The sequence below is a fragment of the Occultella glacieicola genome (assembly GCF_004353825.1).
Lineage (GTDB): Bacteria > Actinomycetota > Actinomycetes > Actinomycetales > Beutenbergiaceae > Occultella > Occultella glacieicola.
In genome coordinates, this window is the sequence record NZ_SMNA01000013.1 from 91,113 (window position 1) to 105,234 (window position 14,122).

Sequence of the window (14,122 nt, forward strand, 5' to 3'; positions counted from 1 at the left end):
CAGAACGAGGGATTGGTGTATACGCTGGGGTCAAGATCTGACCAAGGCAGGTGAATCTGATGCGGGCTGGTTCGCGGGCCTACCACGCCCTGCGCGAGGACATCCTCGAGTGGCGGCTGCCGCCCGGTACACCCCTGGGCGAGGTGGAGCAGGCGCAACGGCTCGGCGTCTCCCGCACCCCGGTCCGGGAGGCGCTCGCCCGGCTCGCCGCCGACGGACTCGTGCGTGGCACCGGCGCCCGGGGCGCCGTCGTCGCCGATCTCTCGCCCGCGGACGTGCGCGACCTGTTCGACCTGCGGATCGCCGTCGAGACCCGGCTCGCCCGGCTCGCGGCGCAGCGACGCGACCCCGGACCCTTCCGGGCCCTCGCCGCGGACCTGGGCGCCGCCGTCGACCTGGATCTGGGCGCACCCGGGGACCGGGCCTCCTACTACGACCTGGTGCAGCGACTCGACGACGCGATCGACACGGCGGCCGCGAGCCGGCTGCTGTCCCAGGCCCTCGACGGGGTCCGGCTGCACCTGAGGCGGCTGCGACGGGTAGCCCGGGACCACCCCGACCGGTTGCGGGAGTCGGCCAGCGAGCACCTGAGCGTGACCCGCGCCATCCTGGACTCCGACGCCGAACTGGCGGCTGCCGCGACCCTCGTGCACCTGCGCGCGAGCCTCGGCCACATCCTGCACACCTACGAGGACGACCCCGCACGACCGCTGCCGACGGCGCCGACGGCGCTCTCGGCCGACGAACCCACCGCGCGAATCGGAGAGGCCCCATGATCACCCACCAGGTACGCACCCACCGCAGCGACGAGGACCTACCCCGCACGCAGCAACTCGCCTGGAGTCTCGCCGAGCTCGCCACCGACCCGGTGCCGGTGACCCCCGAGGTCACCGAGATGATCATCAACCGGGTCATCGACAACGCGGCCGTGGCGACGGCGTCCCTGCTGCGGGCGCCGGTGGTGGCGGCCCGTTCGCAGGCGCTCGCTCACCCGTACACGCCCGGGGCGACCGTGTTCGGTCGCAGCCCGGACCTGCGGGTCAGCCCCGAGTGGGCCGCCTGGGCGAACGGGGTCGCGGTCCGCGAGCTCGACTACCACGACACGTTCCTGGCCGCGGAGTACTCCCACCCGGGCGACAACATCCCGCCGATCCTCGCCGTCGCCCAGCACACCGGCGCCTCCGGTGCGGACCTGGTCCGGGGCATCACCACCGGGTACGAGATCCAGGTCGACCTGGTCCGGGCGATCAGCCTGCACAAGCACAAGATCGACCACGTGGCCCACCTCGGGCCGAGCGCGGCCGCCGGCATCGGCACCCTGCTCCGGCTGGACGCCGAGACGGTCTTCCAGGCCATCGGGCAGGCGCTGCACACCACCACCGCGACCCGGCAGTCCCGCAAGGGGCAGATCTCGACGTGGAAGGCGTACGCGCCCGCCCTGGCCGGCAAGCTCGCCATCGAGGCCGTCGACCGGGCGATGCGCGGGCAGACGTCCCCCGAGCCGATCTACGAGGGCGAGGACGGCGTGATCGCCTGGCTCCTGGACGGGCCGGACGCGACCTACGACGTGCCGCTGCCGGGCCCGGGGGAGCCGCGCACCGGGATCCTCGACACGTACACGAAGGAGCACTCCGCGGAGTACCAGTCGCAGGCGCTCATCGATCTGGCCCGGCGGCTGCACCGGACCCGCCCGGAACTGGCCGAGCCGGGCCGGATCGAATCCATCGTCATCCACACCAGCCACCACACCCACTACGTGATCGGCTCCGGCGCGAACGACCCGCAGAAGTACTCCCCGTCCGCCACCCGGGAGACGCTCGACCACTCGATCCCGTACATCGTCGCGGTCGCGCTGCAGGACGGCACCTGGCACCACGAACGCTCGTATGCCCCGGAGCGGGCGGGCCGCCCGGACACCGTGGCCCTGTGGCAGAAGATCACCACCGCCGAGGACCCCGAGTGGACCCGCCGCTACCACTCCACGGACCCGGCCGAGAAGGCGTTCGGGGGCCGGATGGAGATCACCACCACCGACGGGCAGCGGATCGTGGAGGAGATCGCCGTGGCCGACGCCCACCCCCTCGGGGCCCGCCCGTTCGAGCGCGCGCAGTACGTCGAGAAGTTCCGCACCCTGGCCGACGGCGTCCTCGAGCCGGCCGAGATCGACCGGTTCCTCACGGTCGCGGCACGGCTGCCGGAGCTCGAACCGGGGGAGCTGTCCCAGCTCACCGTGGTGGCCCGGCCCGGGCTGCTCGGCACGGTGCGCTCACCCAAGGGCCTGTTCTGATGCTGCACGCCCCGGCGAGTGCGGCGGCCAAACGGCGCGGGCTGCGCGAGGCTCTCGCGGGCCCGGACCTGCTTCGCTTCCCCGGGGCGTTCAACCCGCTCTCGGCCCGGCTGATCGAGGAGAAGGGCTTCGAGGGGGTCTACATCTCCGGGGCCGTGCTCTCCGCCGACCTCGGTCTGCCGGACATCGGCCTGACCACCCTCACCGAGGTGGCGGCCCGGTCCGGACAGATCGCCCGGATGACGAACCTGCCGGCGATCGTGGACGCGGACACCGGGTTCGGAGAACCGATGAACGTGGCCCGCACCATCCAGGTCCTCGAGGACGCCGGGCTCGCCGGCGCCCACATCGAGGACCAGGTGAACCCCAAGCGGTGCGGGCACCTGGACGGCAAGTCCGTGGTGGGGCTCGGTGACGCGGTCAAACGGATCCGCGCCGCCGCCGACGCCCGCCGGGACCCGGACTTCCTGATCATGGCGCGCACCGACGTGCGCGCCCTCGAGGGGCTGCCCGCGGCCGTCGACCGGGCCCGGGCGCTCGTGGACGCCGGAGCGGACGCGATCTTCCCCGAGGCGATGGCGGACCTGCGCGAGTTCGAGGCCGTCGCCTCCGCGGTGGAGGTCCCGGTGCTGGCGAACATGACCGAGTTCGGCAAGTCCGAGCTGTTCACGACGGCGCTACTCGCCTCCGCCGGGGTCCGGATCGTCATCTATCCGGTCACCCTGCTCCGGCTGGCGATGGGGGAGGCCGAGCGGGGCCTGGACGAGATCGTCGCCGCCGGCACCCAGGCGGGGGTGGTGCCCCGGATGCAGACCCGGGCCCGGCTCTACGAACTGCTCGACTACGCCGCGTACAACGAGTTCGACTCCGAGATCTTCACCTACCGGCCCTGAACCGGCACCCGAAGCGATCCACCGACGATGGAGGACACACCATGACCGAGACGGACATCAAGAAGGGGCTGGCCGGGGTCGTCGTCGACGTCACGGCCATCTCCAAGGTCAACCCCGAGACCAACTCGCTGCTCTACCGCGGCTACCCGGTGCAGGACCTCGCCGCGCACTGCTCGTTCGAGGAGGTCGCCCACCTGCTCTGGCACGGCGAGCTGCCCACGCCCGAGGAACTGGCGGCCCAGAACGAGGCCGAGCGCGCCCAGCGCGCCCTGCCCGACGGCGTCGTCGACGTCGTCTCGGCCCTGCCGACCACCTGCCACCCGATGGACGTGTGCCGCACCGCCGTGTCGGTGATCGGCGCGCACGACCCGGCCGCCGAGGACCCCTCACCCGAGGCGAGCCTCGCGAAGTCTCTGCGCCTGTTCGCCCAGCTCCCCGCCGTCGTCGCCTTCGACCAGCGCCGACGCCGCGGCCAGGAACTCGTGCCCCCGCGCGCGGACCTCGGCTACGCCGAGAACTTCCTGTACATGACGTACGGCGAGGTCCCCGAGCCGGAGGTGGTGCGGGCGTTCGAGGTGTCGATGGTGCTCTACGCCGAGCACTCCTTCAACGCCTCCACGTTCACGGCCCGGGTGATCACCTCGACGCTGGCGGACCTGCACTCGGCCGTGGTCGGCGCGATCGGCGCGCTCAAGGGGCCGCTGCACGGCGGCGCGAACGAGGCCGTGATGGCGACCTTCGAACAGATCGGATCGGCCGAGAACGCCGAGGCCTGGCTGGACGACGCGCTCGCGAACAAGAAGAAGATCATGGGCTTCGGGCACCGGGTCTACAAGAACGGCGACTCCCGGGTGCCGACCATGAAGTCGGTCCTGGACGACCTGGTCGCCCACTACGACCGGCCCGACCTCGGCGCGCTCTACGCTGCGCTCGAGAAGGCCATGGGGGACCGCAAGAACATCAAGCCGAACCTCGACTACCCGGCCGGGCCCGCCTACCACCTGATGGGCTTCGACACCCCGACCTTCACCCCGCTGTTCGTCGCCTCCCGGGTCACCGGGTGGACCGCGCACATCATGGAGCAGGCTGCCTCGAACGCTCTGATCCGGCCGCTCAGCGAGTACGTCGGTCCGGACCAGCGCGAGGTGCCCCGGCGCGGCTGACGCACCGCGCTGCGCCACTGACCCGCGGGACGGGTCAGTGGCGCAGCGCGCGCGTCGGGCAGGGCCTCCCGCCGACTGCCGCAGCGCCGGGCCGGGCTCAGACGGCCGTGTAGCCGCCGTCGACCAGGTGGTAGCTGCCGGTGATGAAGCTGGCCCGCTCGGACAGCAGGAAGCAGACCAGCGCCGAGACCTCCTCGGGTCGCCCGAGACGCCCGAGCGGGTGCCGCCCGATCAGCGCGTCCCGGAACTCCTCGGGCAGCCCGGCCAACAGCGGGGTGTCGATGTAGGCCGGGCCGACGGAGTTGATCCGCAGGCCGGCCGGGCCGTACTCCGCGGCGGCATTCTTGGTGAGCCCGACGACGGCGTGCTTGGCGGCCGTGTAGGCGCCGTTGCCGATCGCCGCCACGGTGCCGTGGATCGAGGCCATGTTCACGATCGCGCTGCGCCGGGGATCCTTGAGCAGCTCCGGGATCTGGTACCGCATCCCGTACAGGACGCCGTTGAGGTTGATGTCGATGACCCGGTCCCAGTCGGCCAGGTCGACCTCGCCGGCCGGCGCCTGCGCACCGCCGATCCCGGCGTTGTTCACGGCCAGGTGCAGTCCGCCGTACGTCGCCACGGCGTGCTCGACGAGCGCACGCGAGGACTCCGCGTCGGCCACGTCCTGCGCGAACGGGGACGCGGTGCCACCGGCCGCCACGATCTCCTCCGCGACCCGGGTCGCGCCGTCCAGGTTCAGGTCGCTGACCACCACCGCCGCCCCGCCGTCGGCGAGCTCCTTCGCGATCGCCTCGCCGAGACCGGAGCCGCCCCCGGTCACGATCGCCACCTTGTCGTCGAATCGGAAGTCCGCCATCGCCGTCTCCTGTCGCTGAGGTTGCTGAGGTTGCTGTGCCTTCAGCGTAGGCGTGGGACCGGCGGCCCGCCTGGGCCCTCGGTCCCACGACGCCGGAGCGGAGACCGAGCCCGCTCCGGCGGGATCCGATCACCCCCTTGACGCCTTCCGGGACTCCCGCCTATGGTCTGCGCATACGTAGTACCGCCTCGTGCGGAAATTCTCGTGCCACGATGGGCATACGAATGACCATCCCGGAGAACCATCGCGGCGCATCGACTGATCGACCTCGACGACGAGAGAGTTCTCATGCGCATCAAGCACACGATCCTGAGGGTTGCCCTCCCGCTGGCGGTCACCGCCGCCCTGGTGGCGGCTTGTTCGCCGAACACCGTGGCGGACCCGGACGGCACCTCCGACGACAGCGTCCCGGCCCTGGTCTACGGCAATACCGACGGTGGTACGACGTACACGCTCAACTACAACGTGTACTCGCCGGCCACGGACAAGTCCCCCAACAGCTCGCTCGTCTACGAGCCGCTCGTCCGCATCGACTACAGCGACGGCGGGAACCTCGCCCCGTGGCTGGCCGAGTCCTGGACGTTCTCCCCGGACGGCACCTCCGTGACGTTCGTGCTGCGGGACGACGTCACGTTCTCCGACGGCGAGCCCATGACGGCGGACGACGTCGCGTTCTCGCTGTCGATCCCCCTCGAGCACGCCGAGCTGAACGCCACCGGCGCCACCTACGAGTCCGTGGAGGCGGTCTCCGAACACGAGGTCCAGGTGACCTACGCGGCACCGTCCTACAGCTCGCTGAACCAGTTCGCCAGCCTGCAGATCGTGCCCGAGCACATCTGGAGCGAGCAGGAGCTGACCACCTGGACCAATCCCGAACCGGTGGGCACCGGTGGCTTCACGGTGGCGGACTTCTCGCCGCAGCAGGTGACCTTCGAGGCCCGTGACGACTACTGGGGCGGCACCTTCGAGGTGCAGACGTTCAAGGTGGTTCCGGTCACCCAGGACACCGTGAAGGCACAGCTGCTCAGCGGTGACGTCCACTGGGGCACGGTCTCCTGGGCGAACGGTGAGGAGGAGTTCGTAGCCCTCGACCCCGAGGCGAACCACTACCAGCTCTATGCCACGGGTGGCGCGTTCTCGGCGATCTTCAACACCGGCCGCGCCCCGTTCGACGACGTCCACCTGCGCCGGGCCCTCGCGATGACCATTCCGCGGTCGGACATCGTGGCGACGCTGAACCGGCCGGGCACCGAGGCCGGCCCCACCGGACTGGTCGACGGCGTCTACGCCGACTGGCTGCGGCCCGAGTACCAGGGCCTGGTGCAGGAGGTCGACGCCGAGGGAGCGTTGGCCGAGCTGGCCCAGTCCGGCTTCACGGTCGAAGGCGGCGCCCTCGTGCGGGACGGGCAGGTCTACAACCCGACGATCTCCTTCAACACGGACTTCGGGTGGGAGGCCTACGCGGACATCATGATCAACAGCTGGCGCGAGCACCTCGGCCTCGAGGTCGCACCGGCCGGGGCGCCGGGCGCCGCGTTGTTCGAACAGCAGCAGCTCGGCCAGTTCGACATCACGATCAACGCCACCGGAGGGGCGGGCGTGTACGGGGTCTACAGCGGCCTGAGCTCGCAGTACCTGGCTCCCGAGGGCGAGCAGGCGGCCATCAACTACGGCCGCTGGAACGACCCCGCCACCGACGAGGTGATCGCCCAGATGGCGTCCACCGCGGACCCCGAGGAACTGCGCGAACTCGGACAGGAGATGCAACAGATCGTCGTGGAGGGTGTCCCGTACAGCCCGATCTACACCAGCTACTGGTTCATCGACATCAACGCGAGCGAATGGACCGGTTGGCCGACCCCCGAGGACTTCAGCTACGTACCGTCGCCGCAGCAGAGCACGGACAACACGCTGACCCTGCTCGGCCTCGAGCGGGCGGAGTCGTGACGGCGGGCCCTCGGCCCGGGGAAGCGCCATGACCGTCGTCACCGACGTGTCGGCGCCGGCGGCACCGACCACGCGGCTCCGGGTGCCGAGCCGGTGGGCCTTCCTGGCCCGCCGGCTGGGGTTCTACCTGACCGCCGCGTGGGCGGCGATCACGCTGAACTTCCTGCTCCCGCGGCTGATGCCCGGTGACCCGTCGGTCGCGATCGTGGACCAGCTGCAGCGGGTCAGCGGGCGTCAGCTGCCGCCCGAGACCCTGGTCTCGATCCAGACGCTCTTCGGCGATCCGGACGCGAACCTGGCCGAGCAGTACCTCGCCTACCTCGGCCAGCTCGCCAGGTTCGACCTGGGCATCTCGATCTCCCGCTTCCCGACCCCGGTCGCGGACCTGGTCGCCTCCGGGCTGCCGTGGACGCTGATGCTGGTGGGCACCACCACCGTGCTGGCCTTCGTGATCGGGACCGGCCTGGGGGTGCTGACCGGCTGGAAGGCGGGCGGCCGCTTCGACGCGATCGTCACCCCCGCCTCGACCTTCATCTCGTCCGTCCCGTACTTCTGGGTGGCGCTGATCGCGCTGTGGGTGTTCGCGTTCGAACTGCGCTGGCTCCCGTCCTCCGGTGGCTACGACCCGGATCTCGAGGGCCCCGCGTTCTGGCTGAGCGCGCTGCGCTACGGCATCCTCCCGGCGGCCACGATCGTGTTCTCCGCGTTCGGCGGCTGGCTGCTGGGGATGCGCAACATGACCGTCACCACCGTCCGGGAGGAGTACGTGCTGCTCGCCCAGGCGAAGGGGCTGTCCCCGTCCCGGGTGGTCCTGCGCTACGCGGCCCGCAACGCCATGCTGCCCAGCTTCACGGGATTCGCACTGGCACTGGGCGGGGTGATCGGGGGCGCCCTGCTCACCGAGATCGTGTTCAGCTACCCGGGCATCGGCTACCTGCTCTACGACTCGCTGACCAAGCGCGACTACCCCGTGATGCAGGGCGTGTTCCTGCTGATCGCGCTGACCGTCCTGTTGGCGAACCTGATCGCCGACTCCGTCTACGTGTTCGTGGACCCCCGGGTCCGCGAGCAGGGGTGAGGCCGACATGAACTCGTCCTTCGGGTCCAACCCCAAGGTCCGCTTCGGACTCGTGGTGGTGACCTTCTTCGCCGCCCTGGCGATCCTCGGCCCGTGGCTGACGGGCACCGTGATGGGCATCGACCCGCGCGCGAACGACATCTCGGCGATCGCCTCCCCGCCGAGCTCGGAGCACTGGCTCGGCACCACCCAGTTCGGGCAGGACGTCCTCGCCCAGCTGATCGCGGGTGCCCGAGGCTCGATGTTCGTGGGCGTGCTCGCGGCCCTCATCGGCACCGTTCTGGCGATCGTGTTCGGTGTCACGGCCGGCTACTTCGGCGGCCGCACCGACCACGTCCTGAACTTCGTCACGAACATCTTCATGGTGATGCCGGTCCTCCCGCTGATCTTCATCGTCTCCGGCTACCTGCGCGGCACGGGTCTGTGGATGATCGCGATCATCATCGGGGTGTTCGGCTGGGCCGGCGGGGCCCGCACCCTGCGGGCGCAGACGATGAGCGTGCGCAACCGCGACTTCGTGCTCGCCATGCGCATGCTCGGGGAGTCGAACCCGCGCCTGATCGGCTCCGAGGTGCTCCCGCACTTGGGTGGCTGGGTCGCCTCGATGTTCCTGTCCGCGATGATCGGGGCGATCCTGGCCGAGGCCGGTCTGGCGTTCCTCGGGATCTCCGACTCCGGGGCGATCAGCTGGGGGTCGATGATCCAGGCAGCCCAGTCCCAGAGCGCGGTGCTGCGCGGACTCTGGTGGTGGTTCGTGCCGCCCGGCCTGTGCATCGCCCTGATCGGCACGGCCGCGGCCATGCTGAACTTCGGCGTGGACGAGCTGTCCAACCCGAAGCTGCGCTCGGCGACCCGCAAGGTCGTGCGTCGCACCCGTCGGGTGGAGCGAGCCGTGGCGGCCGAGACGAGGACGGCATGAGCGCCCCCGCCCGCACCGAGACCCGGACCCTCACCCGGAGCAGCCCCCACGAGGCGGTGCTCGAGGTGCGTGACCTCACCGTCGACTACATCGGGCCCGACGGCGCCGTGACGGCGTGCAAGGACGTCACCCTCTCGCTTCGGCGTGGTGAGATCCTCGGCATCGCCGGTGAGTCCGGCTCCGGCAAGTCCACGCTGATCACGGCCCTGACCCGGTTGCAACGGCCGCCCGCCGCGACCACCTCCGGCAGCATCACGTTCCATCCGCGGGACGGCCGGGCCGGGATCGACCTGGTCGGTCTCTCCCCGCGGGAGCTCCGCCGGCTGCGGTGGTCCACGATGTCGATCGTGCTGCAGAGCGCGATGGACGCCCTGAACCCGGTGATGCGCCTCGGCGACCAGTTCGCCGACGTGCTGCGCACCCACTACCGGGATCTGGACCGCAGCGGCGCCAGGGACCGGACCACCGAGCTGCTCGCGATGGTGGGCATATCCGCGGACCGGGCCCGGAGCTTCCCGCACGAGATGTCCGGCGGGATGCGCCAACGCGCCACCATCGCCCTCGCCCTCGCGTGCGAGCCGGAACTGGTGGTGATGGACGAGCCGACCACCGCCGTCGACGTGGTCATGCAACGGCAGATCCTCGCCCAAGTGCTGCGGCTACGACGCGAACTGGGCTTCGCCGTCGTGATCGTCACGCACGACCTGTCCCTGCTCCTGGAGGTGGCCGACCGGATCGCGATCATGTACGCCGGACGCATCGTGGAGGTGGGCACGGCCAGCGCCCTGTACCGGGACCCGGCCCACCCGTACACCCGCGGGCTGCGGGACTCCTTCCCACCACTGCACGCGCCGTTGCGGGAACTCCGGGGGATCCCGGGGACGCCACCGGACCTGCGCCGCCCGCCGAGCGGGTGCCCGTTCCATCCCCGGTGCCCGGTGCGCGTCGAAGCCTGCCAGAGCACCCTGCCCGCGCTCGTACCCTTGCCCGAACAGGAGGCCGCGTGCCTGCTGCTGACCTCGGAGGAGAACCCATGACACGCCACGACGGCGCACCGGCGGACACGGCCGACCACGAGGTTGCGGTCCTGTCCGCGGTGGACGTGAGCAAGCACTTCGTGGTGCGCAACGCCGTCGGGAACTCCTCGGTGGTGCGTGCCGTGGAGCACGCCTCGGTGGACCTGCACGCCGGACGGATCGTCGCCGTCGTCGGGGAGAGCGGCAGCGGTAAGACCACGCTGGCCCGGCTGCTGGCCCGGTTCTACGAGCCGACGCAGGGACAGATCCGCCTCGACGGCGCCCCGGTCGCCAAGGGGTCGGCCGCCCGCGGCTACCACCAGCAGGTCCAGCTGATCTTCCAGGACCCGTTCGGGTCGCTGAACCCGGTGCACCGGGTCCGGCACAACCTCGACCGGGCCCTGCGCATCCACGACCGCCGTCTCGGCCGGGCGGAGCGACGCAGGCGTGCCGTCGAGCTGCTGGAGCGGGTCAGCCTCACCCCTGGCGAGGACTTCCTGGACAAGTTCCCGCACGAGCTCTCCGGAGGCCAGCGGCAGAGGGTGGTGATCGCGCGGGCGCTGGCGGTGGCGCCGAAGGTCCTGCTGGGCGACGAGCCGATCTCGATGCTGGACGTCTCGATCCGGCTCGAGATGCTCAACCTGCTCGGTCGGCTCAGCCGCGAGGAGGGGCTGGCCATGCTCTACATCACGCATGACATCGCCAGCGCCCGTTACGTCTGCGACGACGTGGTGGTGATGTACGCCGGGCAGATGACCGAGGGGGGCCCCAAGGACCGGGTCATCGGCGCCCCGGCGCACCCGTACACGAAGCTGCTCGTGGAGTCCTCACCGGATCCGGACCGGGTGGGCACCACCTCAAGGGACGACCAGTTCGCCGACGCCGAGGCGCTCGGCGAGCCGCCGAGCCTGATCGAGCCACCGACCGGCTGCCGGTTCCACCCGCGGTGCCCGTTCGCGATGAGCCGGTGCGCCGAGGAGGAGCCGCCCCGCACCGACCTCGGGGACGGGCACTGGTCCCGGTGCTGGCTGCACCAGGTGGGCCGCGCGGACGAGATCGGTGCGGACACCTACTCGGCGGCGCTGGCCCGGCGCGACCCGGCCGAGGTGGCGTCGTGACAGCCGTGCGCCGGGACCGGCCGGTGCGGCAGTCCGACGTGGCGCGCCTGGCCGGGGTCTCCCAGTCGGCCGTGTCGCGCGTGGTGAGCGGGGACCTCGCCCGCATCCCCGCGGCCACGGCGGAACGCATCCGGGAGGCCGTCCGGGAACTCGGCTACGTGCCGAACCCGGCGGCTCGCAGCCTACGGGGGCGGCGGAACTCGCTCCTGGGGGTGCACGCGTTCGAACCACTGTTCCAGTGGGCCCGGGACGGGTTCTACCTGGACTTCCTGCTCGGCATCGAGGAACGCGCCGAGGAGACCGGCAACGACCTGGTCCTGTTCACCTCCGCCACCGGCCGGCACGGGTCGGGCACCGTGTACACCTCGGAGATGAACCGTCTCGGCATGGCGGACGGCAGCATCCTGCTGGGTGTCGCCTCGGACCCGCACGAGCTCGCCCGCCTCGCCGGCGACGGCTACCCGTTCGTGCACGTCGGTCGCCGGGACGTCCCCGGCGTCGAGATCTCGTGTGTGATCCCGGACTACCGCACCGCGTCCGTGGAGGTGGTCACCCGGCTGGCCGAGCTCGGCCACCGCACCCTCACCTACCTGCGGGACCCGAACGAGAACGAGCCCTACCAGGATCGGCGCGCCGGGTACCAGGCGGCGCTCGCCGAGCTCGGGCTGGAGGACGACTCGCCCGGTGCCGCCGGCCGGTCGGGCTTCGACGACTCCTCGGTCGAGGACCTGCTGCGACGTGGGTCCACCGCGGTGGTGGCCGAGAGCGTGTGGCTGGCCGAGCAGATGATGGCCGCGCTGACCGCCCGGGGCCTGACCGTGCCCACCGACGTCTCCGTCGCGGTCCTCGAGACCCGTTCTCCGGACTCGGCGGTCGAGTGGGACTGCCTCGTGATCCCCCGGCTCGAGGTCGGCCGCCGGGCCGTGGACCAGCTGATCGAACTCGTCGAGGATCCCCGGACCCCTCCGACCCAGACCTGGGTGCCGTGCTCCATGGCGCCGGGCACCACCATCACCATCGCGAAGACGAGCCAACGGAAGGTCGAGCCATGACAGAACGTCGAACCGAGATCCTGGTGGTCGGGGGTGGGCTCGGCGGCGTCGCCGCGGCCCTGACCGCGGCCCGCCTGGGCCGGAAGGTGATCCTCACCGAGGAGACCGACTGGCTCGGGGGACAGCTGACCGCCCAGCTCGTGCCACCGGACGAGCACGCCTGGATCGAGTCCGACCTGGTCTCCCCGACCTACGCCGAGCTGCGGCGCCGGATCCGTGACTACTACCGGCGCAACTACCCGCTGTTGCCCGCCGCCGCCGAGAACCCGACCCTGAACCCCGGGCTCGGCTGGGTCTCCCGGCTCTGCCACGAGCCCCGCGTCGCGGTCGCCGCGATCGAGGAGATGCTCGCGCCGTGGCGCGCCTCCGGCGCGATCGAGGTCCTCCTCGAGCATGTCCCGACGGCGGTGCACACGGGCGGCGACGTGATCGACGCGGTGACGCTGAGCGACCGGCGCACGGGGGACGAGCTGACCGTCGCCGCGGACTTCGTGGTGGACGCCACCGAGCTGGGTGACCTGCTCGAGCTCGGCGGGGTCGAGCACGTCATCGGAACCGAGTCGCGGGAGGACACCGGGGAGCTGCACGCTCCGGAACGGGCGGACCCGCTCGACCAGCAGGCCGTCTCCTGGTGCTACGCCCTGGAGCACCGGGAGGGGGAGGACCACACCATCGACCGGCCCGCGAGCTACCAGCACTGGGCCACGAAGGTGGACGACTTCTGGCCCGGACCGCAGCTGTCCTGGGTGGACGTGGAGCCGGTGTATCTGGGCAGGCGGGACCGGCCGATCTTCATGTCCGAGCCGACGCCGGGGGTGCCCTTCGACCTGTGGGACTACCGCCGGATCCTCGCCGCCGAGCAGTTCGACCCGGCCGCGGGCCTGCGCGACGTCTCCGCGGTGAACTGGCCGCAGATCGACTACTGGGAGGCGCCGCTGCTCGGTGTCGACGCCGCCGCGAAGGAGCGGGCCCTCGCCCGCAGCCGGGAGCTGTCCCTCTCCTTCCTGTACTGGATGCAGACCGACGCACCCCGGGAGGACGGCGGCACCGGCTACCCCGGGTTGCGGCTGCGGCCGGACGTGGCCGGCACCGCGGACGGGCTGGCCAAGACCGCCTACATCCGCGAGTCACGCCGGATCGCGGCCGAGTTCACCGTGCTCGAGCAACACGTCGGCGTCGAGGCCCGTGGCGTGGAGGCGGGCTCCGCCGTGTTCGACGACGCCGTGGGGATCGGCCACTACCGGATCGATCTGCATCCCTCCACGGCCGGCCGCACCTACGTGGACATCGAGTGCTTCCCGTTCCAGATCCCGCTCGGGGCCCTGCTCCCGGTCCGGGTGGACAACCTGCTGCCGGCGTGCAAGAACATCGGCACCACCCACATCACGAACGGGAGCTACCGCCTGCACCCGGTCGAGTGGTCGATCGGTGAGGCGGTCGGGGCGCTGGTCGCGTTCTGCCTCGACCGCGGCGTGGTGCCCCGCAAGGTGCGCGCCGACTCCGCCAGCCGCTCCGACTACCAGGAACTGCTGCGCGGTCGGCTCGGGGTGACCACGGCCTGGCCGGACGAGGTCCGGCGCACCCGACCCGGCCACTGACCGCGGCCGGCGCCGTCGGGCGGGCCGGTGCGGCTCGGGGACAGTTGGTCCCCGGTCCCGCATGCAGAGACGCCCGACGGCGCCCGCTCGCCGGGTGTGTAGTCTCCCCTTATGCGTTGCGCACCCAGGTATTGGTTTAGCGTGTCGGCCCCGGCCGTCGCGCTCAGCCTCTGACGCGCGCAACCGGAGCCGACA

At 71.4% G+C, this 14,122-nt stretch carries 12 protein-coding genes; 11 read left to right on the plus strand and 1 reads right to left on the minus strand.

Annotated elements, in window-relative coordinates; genetic code table 11:
* Nucleotides 1-59: 59 nt before the first annotated feature.
* From EXU48_RS21120 to EXU48_RS21135, 4 genes are read left to right on the plus strand one after another with little or no spacing between them, the layout of a single operon-like run.
* On the plus strand, nt 60-776 hold the full coding sequence (locus EXU48_RS21120) for a GntR family transcriptional regulator (protein WP_133109670.1): 717 nt from the start codon (nt 60-62) through the stop codon (nt 774-776).
* A complete protein-coding gene (locus EXU48_RS21125; RefSeq protein ID WP_133109671.1) occupies nt 773-2,287 on the plus strand; it encodes an MmgE/PrpD family protein in 1,515 nt (504 codons plus the stop codon). The genes EXU48_RS21120 and EXU48_RS21125 overlap by 4 nt, the downstream gene beginning before the upstream one ends.
* Entirely contained in the window at nt 2,287-3,180 is an 894-nt protein-coding gene (prpB, locus tag EXU48_RS21130; protein ID WP_133109672.1) for a methylisocitrate lyase, read from the plus strand. The genes EXU48_RS21125 and prpB overlap by 1 nt, the downstream gene beginning before the upstream one ends.
* 41 nt (nt 3,181-3,221) lie before the next feature.
* Nucleotides 3,222-4,343 carry a bifunctional 2-methylcitrate synthase/citrate synthase gene (locus EXU48_RS21135; RefSeq protein WP_133109673.1) on the plus strand — a complete coding sequence of 374 codons (1,122 nt, stop codon included), beginning with the start codon at nt 3,222-3,224 and terminating at the stop codon, nt 4,341-4,343.
* A 97-nt stretch (nt 4,344-4,440) separates the two neighbouring features.
* On the opposite strand, the gene EXU48_RS21140 is transcribed toward EXU48_RS21135, so the two are convergent.
* Nucleotides 4,441-5,199, minus strand: coding sequence for an SDR family NAD(P)-dependent oxidoreductase (locus tag EXU48_RS21140; protein WP_133109674.1), 759 nt, complete (start codon nt 5,197-5,199; stop codon nt 4,441-4,443).
* Nucleotides 5,200-5,487: 288 nt separating this feature from the next.
* Here EXU48_RS21140 and EXU48_RS21145 point away from each other — a divergent pair, with 288 nt between their 5' ends.
* From EXU48_RS21145 to EXU48_RS21175, 7 genes are read left to right on the plus strand one after another with little or no spacing between them, the layout of a single operon-like run.
* On the plus strand, nt 5,488-7,146 hold the full coding sequence (locus EXU48_RS21145; protein WP_133109675.1) for an ABC transporter substrate-binding protein: 1,659 nt from the start codon (nt 5,488-5,490) through the stop codon (nt 7,144-7,146).
* 28 nt (nt 7,147-7,174) lie between these two features.
* Nucleotides 7,175-8,224, plus strand: a complete 1,050-nt coding sequence (locus EXU48_RS21150) for an ABC transporter permease (RefSeq protein ID WP_235857181.1) — start codon at nt 7,175-7,177, stop codon at nt 8,222-8,224.
* Nucleotides 8,225-8,231: 7 nt separating this feature from the next.
* Nucleotides 8,232-9,143: an ABC transporter permease gene (locus EXU48_RS21155; RefSeq protein WP_133109676.1), complete on the plus strand. Its 912-nt coding sequence runs from the start codon at nt 8,232-8,234 to the stop codon at nt 9,141-9,143.
* Nucleotides 9,140-10,180 carry an ABC transporter ATP-binding protein gene (locus EXU48_RS21160; RefSeq protein ID WP_133109677.1) on the plus strand — a complete coding sequence of 347 codons (1,041 nt, stop codon included), beginning with the start codon at nt 9,140-9,142 and terminating at the stop codon, nt 10,178-10,180. The genes EXU48_RS21155 and EXU48_RS21160 overlap by 4 nt, the downstream gene beginning before the upstream one ends.
* Nucleotides 10,177-11,277 (plus strand): ABC transporter ATP-binding protein, encoded by a 1,101-nt coding sequence (locus tag EXU48_RS21165; RefSeq protein WP_133109678.1) that lies wholly within the window; start codon nt 10,177-10,179, stop codon nt 11,275-11,277. The genes EXU48_RS21160 and EXU48_RS21165 overlap by 4 nt, the downstream gene beginning before the upstream one ends.
* Nucleotides 11,274-12,329: a LacI family DNA-binding transcriptional regulator gene (locus EXU48_RS21170; protein WP_235857182.1), complete on the plus strand. Its 1,056-nt coding sequence runs from the start codon at nt 11,274-11,276 to the stop codon at nt 12,327-12,329. Before EXU48_RS21165 ends, EXU48_RS21170 begins: the two co-directional genes overlap by 4 nt.
* Entirely contained in the window at nt 12,326-13,927 is a 1,602-nt protein-coding gene (locus EXU48_RS21175; protein ID WP_133109679.1) for an FAD-dependent oxidoreductase, read from the plus strand. Before EXU48_RS21170 ends, EXU48_RS21175 begins: the two co-directional genes overlap by 4 nt.
* The last annotated feature ends 195 nt before the right edge of the window (nt 13,928-14,122 follow it).

Excerpts from the sequence above, each read along its gene's own strand:
- EXU48_RS21120 (WP_133109670.1), top strand. The coding sequence starts at position 60 with ATGCGGGCTGGTTCGCGGGCCTACCACGCCCTGCGCGAGGACATCCTC.
- EXU48_RS21125 (WP_133109671.1), top strand. The coding sequence starts at position 773 with ATGATCACCCACCAGGTACGCACCCACCGCAGCGACGAGGACCTACCC.
- prpB (WP_133109672.1), top strand. The coding sequence starts at position 2,287 with ATGCTGCACGCCCCGGCGAGTGCGGCGGCCAAACGGCGCGGGCTGCGC.
- EXU48_RS21135 (WP_133109673.1), top strand. The coding sequence starts at position 3,222 with ATGACCGAGACGGACATCAAGAAGGGGCTGGCCGGGGTCGTCGTCGAC.
- EXU48_RS21140 (WP_133109674.1), bottom strand. The coding sequence starts at position 5,199 with ATGGCGGACTTCCGATTCGACGACAAGGTGGCGATCGTGACCGGGGGC.
- EXU48_RS21145 (WP_133109675.1), top strand. The coding sequence starts at position 5,488 with ATGCGCATCAAGCACACGATCCTGAGGGTTGCCCTCCCGCTGGCGGTC.
- EXU48_RS21150 (WP_235857181.1), top strand. The coding sequence starts at position 7,175 with ATGACCGTCGTCACCGACGTGTCGGCGCCGGCGGCACCGACCACGCGG.
- EXU48_RS21155 (WP_133109676.1), top strand. The coding sequence starts at position 8,232 with ATGAACTCGTCCTTCGGGTCCAACCCCAAGGTCCGCTTCGGACTCGTG.
- EXU48_RS21160 (WP_133109677.1), top strand. The coding sequence starts at position 9,140 with ATGAGCGCCCCCGCCCGCACCGAGACCCGGACCCTCACCCGGAGCAGC.
- EXU48_RS21165 (WP_133109678.1), top strand. The coding sequence starts at position 10,177 with ATGACACGCCACGACGGCGCACCGGCGGACACGGCCGACCACGAGGTT.
- EXU48_RS21175 (WP_133109679.1), top strand. The coding sequence starts at position 12,326 with ATGACAGAACGTCGAACCGAGATCCTGGTGGTCGGGGGTGGGCTCGGC.